We start from the raw sequence: 13,157 nt of genomic DNA on the forward strand, positions 1-13,157 counted from the left end.
AGTTCCATTAATAAAAGGTATAAATAAACAATATTAGTGCCATCTGTTCAGCAGATCATTATTTGGTACAAACTGGCACAAAAAAAAATCCTCTCGATTTTAATCGAGAGGACCTTCTTGCAAGAAGTAATATTAGTAACGAGTACTTGTATTAACTATTTCTTGGTTGTATCAACAGCAGGAGCAGCAGTTGTATCAACAGTTGCAGCAGTTGTGTCTACAGTTGCAGCAGCAGTGTCTACAGTTGCAGCAGCAGTATCTGCAGTTGCTTCAGTTGTTTCAGCGTTGTTACAAGCAGTCATTAAACCTGCTACAGCTAGAATTGCGAATACTTTTTTCATTGTACTTTTTTTTGGTTTTTTTTTATTTGGTCGCAAAAATAGGGCAATTTTGGTATGACAGCCAAAATTTTCTTAAAATTTCTACTTTTTTCTAAAGAAAATACGAATTGGAACCCCTTTAAAATCAAAATTTGCCCTTAATTGATTCTCTAAGTAGTTTTTATAAGGCATTTTGATGTCGTCTGGGAAATTGGTAAAAAAAGCGAACGATGGAACCGGTGTTGGTAATTGCGTGACAAATTTGATTTTAATAGAATGTCCACGAACAACTGGGGCATGATAACTTTCAACAGCTTTAAGCATTACTTCATTTAATGTAGAAGTAGCAATTTTTCTGCTACGGTTCTCAAAAACAGCTAAGCCTGTTTCAATTGCTTTGAAAATTCTTGTTTTTTCAGTTACTGAAATAAACAATATTGGAACATCGTTGAATGGTGCCATTTTTTGCTTGAGCACTTTCTCGTAGTCTCGTGCAGTATTAGTTTCCTTTTCAATTAAATCCCATTTATTCACTAGCATTACAATCCCCTTTCCTTTTCTTGCTGCTAAACTAAAGATGGTGATGTCTTGTGCAGTAATCCCTTTATACGCATCAATCACTAATAAACAAACATCTGCTTCATCCATTGCTTTAATAGCCCTGATAATGGAATAAAATTCAAGGTCGTCTTTCTCCTTGCTTTTTTTTCTAATACCAGCAGTATCAATTAGCATAAACTCTTTCTGAAAAAGTTTATAATGTGTATGAATAGTGTCTCTTGTAGTTCCTGCGATATTGCTTACAATTGTTCTCTCTTCCCCAACCAATGCATTCAACAAAGAAGATTTACCCACATTAGGCTGTCCAATTATTGCAAATTTTGGAAGCTCATTTTCAATTGTACTTTCTTGACCATCCTCTTCTGAAATATTCATAACAACAGCATCCAACAAATCACCTGTTCCGCTACCAGAAATACTACTAATAAAAAAAGTATTTTCGAATCCTAAGCTATAAAATTCAGTTGCCTCTAATTCCCGAGTTCCATTATCTACCTTATTTACTACAACAAAAACAGGCTTACTGCTTCTACGCAATAAATCTGCCATTGCTTCATCCAAATCAGTTATACCCGTAGCAACATCAACCATAAAAATGATTGCATTGGCTTCGTCAATGGCAATTTTAACTTGCTTACGAATTTCTATTTCAAAAATGTCTTCACTTTGTGGAACAAAGCCACCTGTATCAATAAGGTTAAAAGATTTCCCATTCCAGTCTGCAACACCATATTGACGATCTCTAGTAACTCCACTTATATCGTCTACAATGGCCTTACGTTGTTCTAATAAGCGATTAAAAAAAGTACTTTTTCCCACATTGGGTCTTCCAACAATTGCAACGGTGTAACTCATTTTATTTAATTCTAATTGAGGTAATCAGTTATCATTTATTGATAACCATATTCTTTTAATTGAAGATCATTATCACGCCATTTAGGCCGCACTTTTACAAATAACTCTAAAAATATTTTTTTCTGTACAAACGCCTCTATGTCTTGTCTAGCTTGAATACCAATCTGTCGAATCATAGTGCCTTTCTCTCCAATAATGATTGCCTTCTGCGTTTCCCTATGAACTATAATATCTGCTTGAATTTTTACAATATTGCCCTTGTCTTTGTATTCATTTACCAAAACAGCGGTATGATAAGGAATTTCATCAGCAAATAATTCGTAGATTTTTTCTCTAATCATTTCAGACACAAAAAAACGAGTAGGCAAATCACTTAAATCATCTTCATTATAAAATGGAACCCCTTCAGGTAACATACTAACAATAACTGTCAGTAATTTATTAAGGTGCAATTTTTGAAGTGCTCCAATTTTAACCAACTGCTTACAGTAAGGCTTATTGGCAAAAAAAGCTTCCGCTTCCGCAATCTTTCCATTTCCAGCAATATCAATTTTATTTAGAATTAATAAAGCAGGGACTTTTAATTTGAGTGCAGCAAAAATAGCATCACACTCTTCAAAATTATCATTGGCATCAACCATTAATAAGGCTAAGTCTGCATCTTCTAATGCCCCTTTTACCGAATCCATCATCTTTTGATGCAACTTGTATTTTGGATCAATTATGCCTGGAGTATCAGAAAAAATGATTTGGTATTCGCCCGGTTTATTTAAAAAAGCTTTAATTCGATGCCTAGTAGTTTGAACTTTCGGAGATACAATAGCCATTTTCTCTCCTATTAATGCATTTAGAAGGGTACTTTTACCCGCGTTGGGCTTACCAAAAATATTTACGAAACCTGCTTTCACCAATTCAATTTAATCATTATTAAGGCAATCTCCTACCTGACACAAAAGTCAGTTCACTAAATTCCATAAAAAAAGGCCCCATAAGGGCCTTTAAGCTGTTGCGAGAGGAGGGATCGAACCTCCGACCTTCGGGTTATGAGCCCGACGAGCTACCGCTGCTCTATCTCGCGATGTAATGGGTTGCAAAAGTACGTTCTAGAAGCTTAGCAACCAAATATTATTTAAATTTTAGTCCGCTTTTCGCTTTACAGAAGAAGCGCCACTACTATTAAAATCTTTAATTACAGCATCTCCTTTATATTGTATACTGCTTGCTCCACTTGCTTCTGCACTAATTTCTTTATTTGCAAAAACTCGAATAGAAGAAGCACCGCTGGCGTCAATTTTACAATAATTAGCCGCTAAATCAAACGCTTTAATACTACTTGCTCCACTTGCTAAATAGGTTGCTTTATCTGCAGTTCCTTTTACTGTTACCTGTGATGCACCGCTCAAATCTATGCGAATTGTTTCTGCTTCTATCTCACCATTAAAATCGCTTGCTCCAGATAATTCTAATTTTAAATCCGACAATCTCATTTTACCAGCCGATCTAATATTGCAAGCCCCAGATGCTTCTAACTTTTCTAAATCAGTAAAAGTAACATAGGCTTTAATTTGATTATTACCCCATTTTTTCCAACTCATTCCCTTGGTATCTAGCGATATATATAAAGTATTGTTTCTTACAACGGTCGTGATTTTACCTATCAATTCAGCCTCACTTGAACTCACCGCCACCGCTTCCTCTTTCCCTTGTGATAAATAAAGATTAATTGCCCCAGAAATCTCTATCCCTTTGAATGGCCCCACTTTGCGCTCTTGTGCGTTTGCATCAAATACTAATTTTTTTTCATCTTGGGCATATCCGACAACTAACAAAAAAATACTTAGAAAGAGTAATAAATGTTTTTTCATAACCGCATTTTGTATTGAAACGTTTAAACAATTCAAAAGTTACAATCTATTTAGAAAAGAAAAAACTAGTTTTGCGCTGTCCTCGGGGTGCTGAAAGCAATAAAAACTTTCGGCTGAGAAACACCCGTTGAACCTGAACAGGGTAATTCCTGCGAAGGGAAGGTGATACTTTTTTTTTGGATACCTCTCCTATTGCATTTCCCTGTTCCCATTATTTAATTTTTAAAACCATTTAAAAAATGAAAAAAATTATGGGAACAACTGTAATCATGCTTTTTAGCTCACTGATTACTGCACAAACAAGTTCCAACACATTCAAAGGTCAAGTAGTTGAACAAGGCAATCGCAATCCTATTGCTGGTGCTACCATCACAATTGGCAACAAGCAAATTAATGCAAACGAACAAGGTTTTTTTACGGTAAAACAGTCTAAATCAGGTACGGTAACCATCAGTAGTACTGGTTATGAAATCAGCAGTTTTCCTATTCCAACAAAATTTGATCAGGTGCATATCTTTGAATTGAAGCCTTTTCAACTATTTCTTCAACCCTTGGAAGTTAAAGCTATCAGAGCCAGCGACCGTTCTCCTTTTACTAAAACCAACCTAAATAAAGAAGCTATAACCAAAACTAATTTGGGTACTGATATCCCCTTTTTACTCAATCAAACACCTGGTGTAGTTATCAATGCAGATGCCGGAAATGGCGTTGGTTATACCGGATTGCGAATAAGAGGGACTGATGCTACTAGAATCAATGTCACTTTAAATGGAATACCCTATAATGATGCAGAAAGTATGGGAACATTTTTTGTAAACCTGCCAGACTTTGCATCTTCGGTTAATAGTATTCAAATTCAGCGAGGAGCCGGTACATCCTCCAATGGTGCTAGTTCATTTGGCGCAACACTCAATATGAGTACCAATGAATTTAATAGTAAAGCGTATGCGGAAATTAATAATAGTGTTGGATCGTTTAACACTTTTAAAAATACCATTAAAGCTGGAACTGGGTTAATTGGCAACCATTTTACCATAGATGCAAGAGTAAGCAGAATAACCAGTGATGGATTCATTGATAGAGCTTCTAGCGATTTGAAATCTTTCTATGTAAGTGCTGCGTATCTAAACAAAAAATCATCATTAAGATTGAATGTGTTTTCTGGTAAAGAAAAAACTTATCAAGCATGGTATGGAGTAGCAGAAAGTTTATTAAAAACAGACCGCACCAACAATCCAGCAGGTACTGAAAAAGCAGGTGACCCTTATGAAAATCAAACCGATAATTATACACAAACCCATTATCAGTTATTTTATAATACTGCAATTAATGACTATTGGTCATTTAATACTGCATTTTTTTTAACAAAAGGAAAAGGCTATTATGAGGAATATAAAGCAGATCAGCGTTTTTCTAGATATGGCTTACCTAATGCTGTAGTTGCTGGCAATATATTTACTAGAACCAATTTAGTTAGACAACGTTGGCTCGATAACGATTTCTATGGGCAAATTATCTCATTACAATACAAGAAAAATAAACATGAATTAACTATTGGAGGGGGTTGGTCAGTCTATAAGGGTATTCATTTTGGAACCATCCCTTATATCCAAATTGGAACAGTTCCGCCAGGCTATCGCTATTACGATTTACCTGCAACAAAAAATGATGCGAATATCTATGCAAAGTGGCAATACAGTTTTGCAAAAAATTTCTCCCTTTTTGCAGATTTGCAATTTAGAAGGGTAAAACATATCATGAATGGCTTTAGTGATAATCCTACTTTAAATGTAAACCGATCCTTTAACTTCTTTAACCCTAAGGCTGGAGTTGCTTACAACAAAAACAATTGGCAAGCATACCTAAGTTATGCCGTGGCACGTAAAGAGCCCAACAGAGATGATTTTCAAGCGAGTTTATTAAACCAACCAACTCATGAAACCTTACACGATTGGGAATTAGGAATTGAAAGAAAAACAACCACGTATTCTATAGGCGCTACAGCTTATTACATGAAATACAATAACCAATTGGTTTTAACAGGTGCAATTAACGATGTTGGAGCGTATACCAGAACTAATATACCAAATAGTTATAGAGCAGGGATAGAGTTACAGGCAGCTGCAGTAATAAAAAGCTGGTTCAATTTGAGTGGAAATATTAGCTTAAGCAGAAATAAAATTAAATCGTTCACAGAATATATTGATGATTACGACAATGGTGGACAAATAAGTTTTGATCACCGCAATAAAGATATTTCATTTTCACCCTCTGTTGTTTCTGCATTAACACTCAATTTTACACCCATACAAAATCTTGAACTAAGCCTTTTGAATAAATGGGTTAGTAAACAATACCTAGATAATACTCAAAATGAGCAAAGAAAACTAAACGGATTCTATACACAAGACTTTCGAGTAATTTATACAATGAAGAAAAAATTACTTAAAGAAACACAAGTGATTTTTCAATTAAATAATGTGTATGATAAAAAGTATGAACCCAACGGATATACTTTTAGCTATTTTGCTGGAGGATCAGTGGTTACTGAAAACTTCTTTTACCCAATGGCTGGTAGAAACTTCATGCTAGCACTAAATATTAGAATTTAAGAGAAGGTAATTCAATCAAAATAAAAAAGGGTTAAGGATGAAGCAACTATGCTTTCCTTAACCCTTTTAGTTTGACAACGATTATTTACCAGCTAAAAAAACAGCATTCGCAATGAGCAAGTAGCCATTTTCCCAGAAGTTTCTAAATAAAGGATCTTCCGAAATATACACAATGGTTCCTGCACCCATGTCTTGCACTCCAAACAACATTCCATCTTTTAAGTTGGGCTTCAATTTTGCGCCAGCAAAACCTGATACATAGGCATCTTTCTTAATTGTGCCCACGTTCCAACCATCTTTCATCATTTCATACACATTGCCATCTTGTTTGAGTGTATAATAAAATTCAGGGTATCCAAATGCTAGCGGGTGAGTATTGTCTAAATCCACTTTATAAATAGCCCCTGGAATAGAATTGGTGATATAATCCTTTTCCCTATCTGCGTATTTTTTAACTGAATCTTCAGCTTTATCTGCTTTAGCTTCTTTTAGTTTTATCCCCCAATCTGATCGACTCATTAAAGCCATTGCGTTTTCTAATGCGATTAGCTTTCCCCCTCCACGAACAAAGTCTTTTAATTTGTCTGCAGTTGCTTTCTCACTTAAATTTCTATAATTGCCATCAGGAATAATCACCACATCATAATTCTTTAAATTGTATCGAGCAATATCGACTGCATTTAATAAAGTGATTGGATATGCTAGAATTTTATCAAAATAATGCCAGACTTCTCCAGCTGCTAAAGAAGAACTTTGATCTCCAGTTAACATGGCAACTTTAGGTGTTGCAGCAATATTTTTAATATCAGGAGAACCAAAGTCTGAACCCTTATCCATAAAGCCAGTTTCTACAGCATCTGCTTGAACATTAAATTGTTTACAAGCATTGTTTAAAACGGTTAACCAATTTTGTTGATTGCTGGTTTTTAAAACAACCAAAGTACCCCTATCATAATTTTTGCTCTTATAGGTAAAAGGCTTTTCAACAAAACGTACTTTAACTCCATTTTTTAATAAATAAGCTAATACTTTAGCGCTATTAAACGAGGTATAAGGAATCAATGCACCATAGTTGCTGTTGATTGAATTAATTGAGGTACCAGCTGACTCTGGGTTCACAGAAAGTTTTTCTTTTACTGCATAGCCTTTAATTCCATAAGCGTAAGATGCAGCCCATGCAGTAATATCATAGGTATTTGAATCGGTCACCACTGTTCTAGGTTCTAACAACACTTTAGCCATTACAGCCCTTGGCTGAAAAGCACTTACTGCAATATGATTCCCTTCATCAGTAAAAGCATCATCCTTTCCTGTAAAATAATTAAAGCCCCTAAATGATTTGTTACTTAATACGCCGTATTCAATACCATTTTGACTTAACAATTTTTTTAGTGCTCCTATTTTATTTTCATCTTTTGCAGTGAAAACATAGGTTTTGTATTCACCAATTTTTCCTGATCTACTGTCATCAAAAAATTGCTTGAATTCAGTTAACAATTTGCCTTTGTTTTTTGAAGCAATCTCAATAGTAGATAAGCCGGTAGTAAAATGATGTGCTGCACGATCTACCAAGGTTAATGTATCATTGTCTTCATTTAAAATACCCAACCCAGCTCTTATACCACCCTGTTCATATGTCATACCAATAGCTCCATTATATACTGGATAGGTATCTCCATAAGAAGGGTATAATAAATCAAATCTTTCTTTCGTAAAAAACAACCAATTATTCTGGTCAAAATATTTTGCATGATTACGACCAATCATTACTTGAAAATCGCGCTGCCAAGGAGTAATCACTTCGTGGATGGGTTCCGCAGCTGGGGCAAAATAATATGGCTCATTAAAACCCTGTTCATGATAGTCTACATGAATTTGTGGCATCCATTCATGATACTTTTTGATACGTTGTTGGGTTTCAACCTGTGTTTGCCAAGCCCAATCTCTATTCAAATCAAAATTATAATGATTGCTTCTGCCTCCTGGCCAAGGCTCTGCATGCTCTCTAGAGGCTGGATCAGCATTGTAAGTATTGCCTACTACCGAATTATACCAATTGATATAGCGATCTCTTCCATCTGGGTTAATACAAGGATCTAATACTACCACTGTATTTTTTAACCATTCTTTAGTTTGCATATTCGATGGATCTGTTAACGCATGAATAGTCAATAAGAATGCTTCTGAAGAAGAAGCTTCATTACCATGTACATTATAACTCAACCAAACAATTGCTGGCGCATTATCCGTTTGAGGAGCAGCTTTATCTTTTGATAACCCAGCCATGCGCAAATTATTGATTCTAATTTGCTCCAGTTTTTGCATGTTTTCTGGTGTACTAACAAATGCTAACATCAATTCTCTCCCTTCATTTGTTTCACCATATTTCTCCACTTTAACCATATCTGGTCTAGCACCAGCTACCGCTTTTACATAATCAACAATTCGATGATGACGGGTAAAGCGGGTTCCTACTTTATAACCCAGAAATTGTTCTGGGCTGGGTACCGATTGAGCTATAGTAGCAACCGTAATCCCCATACAAAAAAGTCCAAATAAAAATTTTTTCATAAGTTCATTATTCAAACATGAAAGTAGGAATAAAGGGAAAGAAAACCCGATAAAAAATGTAAATTACCTTATGAGAAAACATTTATTAGTATTTGGATTTTGGGGGATATTACTTAATGCGAACGCACAATCAGTTGTTTCCATCGTAGGACCCAATAAAGAAATTGATCCATACCACTATTCAGTTGTAAAAAGAGCAGCATTTAAACAAGCTGCTGTAAGTAGTGCACATCCACTAGCAAGTATGGTAGGTGCTGCCATTATGAAAAAAGGGGGAAATGCATTTGATGCCGCAATTGCAACTCAATTGGTATTAGCAGTCGTTTTTCCGAACGCAGGTAATATTGGCGGAGGCGGATTTTTATTAGCAAGAAAAACAAATGGAGAGTTAATTGGAATTGATTACAGAGAAGCTGCCCCCGAAAAAAGTTCAAGAGATATGTATCTGGATAAAAGCGGTAATGCTCAATTAAACTTATCTCAACATGGTCATCTGGCATCAGGTATACCAGGGACTATTGCAGGATTATTTGCCACATATGCTTATGCCAAACTACCTTTCAGAGAATTAATTCAACCCGCAATTGATATTGCTGCAAAAGGATTTGTATTAACAGAAAAAGAGGCAGCCAGCATTAATGGGATAAAAGAATCGATTGCAAAAATTAGTACTCAACCTACTGCATTTTATAAATCGACCCGTTGGAGAGTGGGCGATACGCTTATTCAAAAAGACCTAGCAAATACTTTAGAACGCATTCAAAAAGAGGGTGCCTTAGGATTTTATGGTGGTAAAACAGCTGACTTAATTATAGCTGAAATGGAGAGAGGCAAAGGAATAATTTCGCATTCAGATTTAAAAAATTATACCGCTAAACTAAGAGAACCCATCGTATTTAATTATAGAAACCACGAAATAGTCAGTTTTGCTCCCCCCAGTAGTGGGGGTATTTTATTGGCACAGATGTTGAAAATGATTGAGAAATTTCCAGTTGGGAAAATGAAATTTCAAACACCTGAATCGGTACAATTAATGATTGAGGCAGAAAGAAGAGCATTTGCAGATAGAGCAGAACATATGGGTGATCCGGATTTTTGGAAAGTCCCTGTTAAAACGATGATTAGTGATGCTTATCTAGCACAAAGAATGAGTGATTATATACCAAACAAAGCAGGTAGTAGTAAAGAAATTAATGCGGGTAAAATCAGTGAGAGTGAAGAAACTACACATTTGAGTGTTGTGGATGGAGCAGGAAATATTGTATCCGTAACAACTACCCTAAACGGAAGCTATGGGTCTAAAGTAGTAGTAGGTGGAGCTGGATTTTTGTTGAACAATGAAATGGATGACTTTAGTGTCAAACCTGGCGTTCCGAATATGTTTGGGGCTGTTGGTGGAGAAGCCAATGCAATTGTTCCTGGGAAAAGAATGCTCAGTTCTATGACTCCTACACTTGTCCTAAAAAACAAAAAACCATATATCGTAATTGGGACTCCTGGTGGAACCACCATACCTACTTCAGTATACCAAGCATTGGTGAATATGATTGATTTTAATATGAATTTGGGAGATGCTATAGACTTACCAAAATTTCATCATCAATGGTTGCCAGATGAAGTAATGATTGAAACTAACTTCAATCCCAAAACCAAGGAAGCGTTACAAAAAATGGGGTATACTTTAAAAGATCGGTCTAGTATTGGAAGGACAGACGGCATTAGAATATTACCTAATAAAATTAGAGAAGCGGCTGCAGATAAACGTGGAGATGATTCTGTTGCTGGATTTTAAATTAAAAAAATAATATAGCTATTGGTTATATCATTGTTTTTAATGATAGATTTGGCTTCATTAATTTTACTAATGCACTATTTATTAAAGCAATTAATTCCACCGATTTTCAAAACCCTTTATTGGTATAGTTTTAAGTACGGATGGAAGGGTGATTATGAAAGTTTTGAAGCGGCAAATAAAATAGCTAAGGGTTATGACGATCAAGCAATTTTAGAAAAAATTAAAGAAACCACCCGTAAGGTTGTGAATGGCGAAGTGGCTTATGAACGAGATGGAATTGTTTACGATACCCCTAAAATGAATTTTAGTATGCTGGCTACGCTTTTAATGGTGGCTAGCAAAAACAATAACAAATTAACTGTACTTGATTTTGGCGGTTCATTGGGAACTACTTACAACCATAAAAAAAATCATCTTAAAGAATTGGATAGTTTGCACTGGTGCATCGTAGAACAACCCAATTATGTTGAAGCCGGAAGAAAAGAATTTGAACATGATAGACTTCATTTTTATTACTCTTTAGAAGAGTGTTTACAACACCATCAACCAGATATTATTATTTTTTCTGGGGTAATTCAATACATTGAAAAGACTTATGAATTGCTTGACCAAATTAGAATGAGTGGTGTAAAATATTTGTATATCGACTACATTGCGTTTAATGACGAAGACAGAGATAGAATAGCCATACAACATGTACCTCCTGAGTTTTATGGTGTACCAGCTTCTTATACTTGTTGGTTTTATAGCAAACCAAAGCTGTATCAATACATGAAACAACACTATCATTTAGTTTACGATTTTATCGCAGACCCAGATAAGTATTATATTCAATTGAAGCCTTGGAATTATGAGGGTCAATTATGGGAACTCAAGTAAAACCTGGCGTCTACAATAAGCCTAGTTTTACTTGCTCAGCAGCATAATTGGCTGCTCTCGCGGTTAATGCCATAAAAGTTAATGAGGGATTTTGATTTCCCGTAGAAGTCATGCAAGCCCCATCTGTTACAAAAACATTCTTGCATTGGTGTAATTGATTGAATTCATTCAATAAAGAGGTCTTTGGATCTTTACCCATTCTTACTCCACCCATTTCATGAATATCCAAACCCGGATCCTGCTTACTATCCCAAGTATTGATATTAGTGCAGCCTGCTTTTTCTAGCATAGCCTTCCCTTCATTAAAAAAATCTTGGAGTAATTTTTCGTCGTTTTCATCATAGCCTACCGACACAATTAATTGTGGAATACCCCAAGGATCTTGCTCATTTTTACTCAATGAAACATGATTGGTTTCTTTGGGAATTGTTTCGCCCTGCATCATCATATAGATGCTCCAATCACCAGGCTCTGTTATTGCTTCTTTAAATGCAGCACCTATCCCATCCACCTTTGGTCTTCCTGCGCGGGATGCACTAAAATGGACCATATATCCCCTTAAGAAATCGGTCTCTTGCTTTAGTACATTTCTAAAACTAGGCATCATTACTTGGGTAGGTCTTCTTCCATAATAATATTGATCTAAAGGACCTTTAAATGCAGCGGTTATATTTCCCCTGTAATTGTGGAAAGCAATGTATTTACCTAATAACCCATTGTCATTCCCTAAACCATTTGGGAAACGATCACTTTTAGAATTAAGTAAAATTAAATTGGTATTTAAACATGCTGCATCCACAAAAATGATTTTAGCAGTATATACCGTTATTTTTTTTGTTTCAGCATCTACTACTTGAACACCTGTTGCTTTCTCGGTTACTTTATCATACACTATAGATGCTACTACTGCGTTGGTAACTAAATGCATATTTCCTGTTTTCTCAGCAGCAGGAATGGTGGAACTATTTGAACTGAAATAAGCACCAAAAGGACATCCGCGCTCACATAATTTCCTAGCCATGCATTGCCCCCTTCCTTGCGCTAAATGTTCTTCAGTGGGCTCTGTTAAATGCGCACATCTACCTTGAATTACATGTCTATCAGGGTAGGCTTGCATAATTTTTTCTTGCATAATTTTCTCTACACAATTCATTTCCCAAGCAGGTAAAAATTCACCATCTGGCAAAACATCTAACCCATCTTTATTACCACTGATACCAGCAAATTTTTCAACATAACTGTACCATGCATCAATATCTTTATAACGTATTGGCCAGTCTACCGCAAAGCCATCTCTTAAGGGAGCTTCAAAATCATATTTACTCCAACGCTGCGTTTGCCTAGCCCATAACAATGACTTTCCACCAACCTGATACCCCCTAATCCAACTAAAAGGTTTCTCTTGGATGTATGGATGTTCCTTATCTTTTACGAAAAAATGTTTGGTGTCTTCTCTATATGCATAACATTTGCTAACGATGGGATTTAAGGCTACTTCAGAAGGAGGAATTTTTCCTCTGTGCGTCATGTCCCAAGGATTAAAGTTGGCCGTGGGATAATCTTTTTGATGCACTACATTTCTTCCTCTTTCGAGCACCAAAGTTTTTAATCCTTTTTCACATAATTCTTTTGCAGCCCATCCACCACTGATTCCGGATCCTATTACAATTGCATCAAATTGAGTATTCTGTTCAGGCAT

9 protein-coding genes, 1 tRNA gene and 1 riboswitch are annotated in these 13,157 nt (G+C 35.7%); of the genes, 3 read left to right on the forward strand and 7 right to left on the reverse strand.

All coding sequences use genetic code 11. The annotated features are described in order from the left end of the window. Positions 1–155: 155 nt before the first annotated feature. The 5 genes from ACTIEI_RS13865 to ACTIEI_RS13885 all read right to left on the reverse strand — a co-directional run bounded on the left by ACTIEI_RS13865 (position 156) and on the right by ACTIEI_RS13885 (position 3,601). On the reverse strand, positions 156–341 hold the full coding sequence (locus ACTIEI_RS13865) for a hypothetical protein (RefSeq protein ID WP_439506891.1): 186 nt from the start codon (positions 339–341) through the stop codon (positions 156–158). 81 nt (positions 342–422) lie between these two features. Next, a complete protein-coding gene (der, locus tag ACTIEI_RS13870; RefSeq protein WP_439506892.1) occupies positions 423–1,736 on the reverse strand; it encodes a ribosome biogenesis GTPase Der in 1,314 nt (437 codons plus the stop codon). A 35-nt stretch (positions 1,737–1,771) separates the two neighbouring features. Then, complete coding sequence (gene era, locus ACTIEI_RS13875) at positions 1,772–2,644, reverse strand: GTPase Era (protein WP_439506893.1); 873 nt, start codon at positions 2,642–2,644, stop codon at positions 1,772–1,774. Between the two features lie 98 nt (positions 2,645–2,742). Beyond that, a tRNA-Met gene (locus ACTIEI_RS13880) sits at positions 2,743–2,814 on the reverse strand. 58 nt (positions 2,815–2,872) lie between these two features. Continuing rightward, on the reverse strand, positions 2,873–3,601 hold the full coding sequence (locus ACTIEI_RS13885) for a head GIN domain-containing protein (protein WP_439506894.1): 729 nt from the start codon (positions 3,599–3,601) through the stop codon (positions 2,873–2,875). Between the two features lie 73 nt (positions 3,602–3,674). Then, positions 3,675–3,778: riboswitch (TPP riboswitch) on the forward strand. Positions 3,779–3,840: 62 nt separating this feature from the next. On the opposite strand from ACTIEI_RS13885, the gene ACTIEI_RS13890 reads away from it, so the two are divergent. Continuing rightward, the gene (locus tag ACTIEI_RS13890) at positions 3,841–6,213 is read left to right on the forward strand and encodes a TonB-dependent receptor (RefSeq protein WP_439506895.1); all 2,373 of its coding nucleotides are present in this window, start codon (positions 3,841–3,843) and stop codon (positions 6,211–6,213) included. An 81-nt stretch (positions 6,214–6,294) separates the two neighbouring features. Here the strand turns inward: ACTIEI_RS13890 and ACTIEI_RS13895 are convergent, their stop codons facing one another. After that, on the reverse strand, positions 6,295–8,784 hold the full coding sequence (locus ACTIEI_RS13895) for a M14 family metallopeptidase (RefSeq protein WP_439506896.1): 2,490 nt from the start codon (positions 8,782–8,784) through the stop codon (positions 6,295–6,297). Positions 8,785–8,854: 70 nt separating this feature from the next. On the opposite strand from ACTIEI_RS13895, the gene ggt reads away from it, so the two are divergent. Together ggt and ACTIEI_RS13905 are read left to right on the forward strand one after the other, a co-directional pair. Next, entirely contained in the window at positions 8,855–10,576 is a 1,722-nt protein-coding gene (gene ggt / locus ACTIEI_RS13900) for a gamma-glutamyltransferase (RefSeq protein WP_439506897.1), read from the forward strand. A 72-nt stretch (positions 10,577–10,648) separates the two neighbouring features. After that, complete coding sequence (locus ACTIEI_RS13905) at positions 10,649–11,458, forward strand: methyltransferase, TIGR04325 family (RefSeq protein WP_439506898.1); 810 nt, start codon at positions 10,649–10,651, stop codon at positions 11,456–11,458. A 10-nt stretch (positions 11,459–11,468) separates the two neighbouring features. Here the strand turns inward: ACTIEI_RS13905 and ACTIEI_RS13910 are convergent, their stop codons facing one another. Then, positions 11,469–13,157 (reverse strand): GMC oxidoreductase, encoded by a 1,689-nt coding sequence (locus tag ACTIEI_RS13910; RefSeq protein WP_439506899.1) that lies wholly within the window; start codon positions 13,155–13,157, stop codon positions 11,469–11,471.

Origin of the sequence: Sediminibacterium sp., from assembly GCF_051860225.1 — a bacterium.
GTDB lineage: Bacteria > Bacteroidota > Bacteroidia > Chitinophagales > Chitinophagaceae > Sediminibacterium.

What these genes read in the sequence shown, in the direction of transcription:
- ACTIEI_RS13865 (WP_439506891.1), bottom strand. Translation starts at nt 341, where the DNA reads ATGAAAAAAGTATTCGCAATTCTAGCTGTAGCAGGTTTAATGACTGCT.
- der (WP_439506892.1), bottom strand. Translation starts at nt 1,736, where the DNA reads ATGAGTTACACCGTTGCAATTGTTGGAAGACCCAATGTGGGAAAAAGT.
- ACTIEI_RS13885 (WP_439506894.1), bottom strand. Translation starts at nt 3,601, where the DNA reads ATGAAAAAACATTTATTACTCTTTCTAAGTATTTTTTTGTTAGTTGTC.
- ACTIEI_RS13890 (WP_439506895.1), top strand. Translation starts at nt 3,841, where the DNA reads ATGAAAAAAATTATGGGAACAACTGTAATCATGCTTTTTAGCTCACTG.
- ACTIEI_RS13895 (WP_439506896.1), bottom strand. Translation starts at nt 8,784, where the DNA reads ATGAAAAAATTTTTATTTGGACTTTTTTGTATGGGGATTACGGTTGCT.
- ggt (WP_439506897.1), top strand. Translation starts at nt 8,855, where the DNA reads ATGAGAAAACATTTATTAGTATTTGGATTTTGGGGGATATTACTTAAT.
- ACTIEI_RS13905 (WP_439506898.1), top strand. Translation starts at nt 10,649, where the DNA reads ATGCACTATTTATTAAAGCAATTAATTCCACCGATTTTCAAAACCCTT.
- ACTIEI_RS13910 (WP_439506899.1), bottom strand. Translation starts at nt 13,157, where the DNA reads ATGCCTGAACAGAATACTCAATTTGATGCAATTGTAATAGGATCCGGA.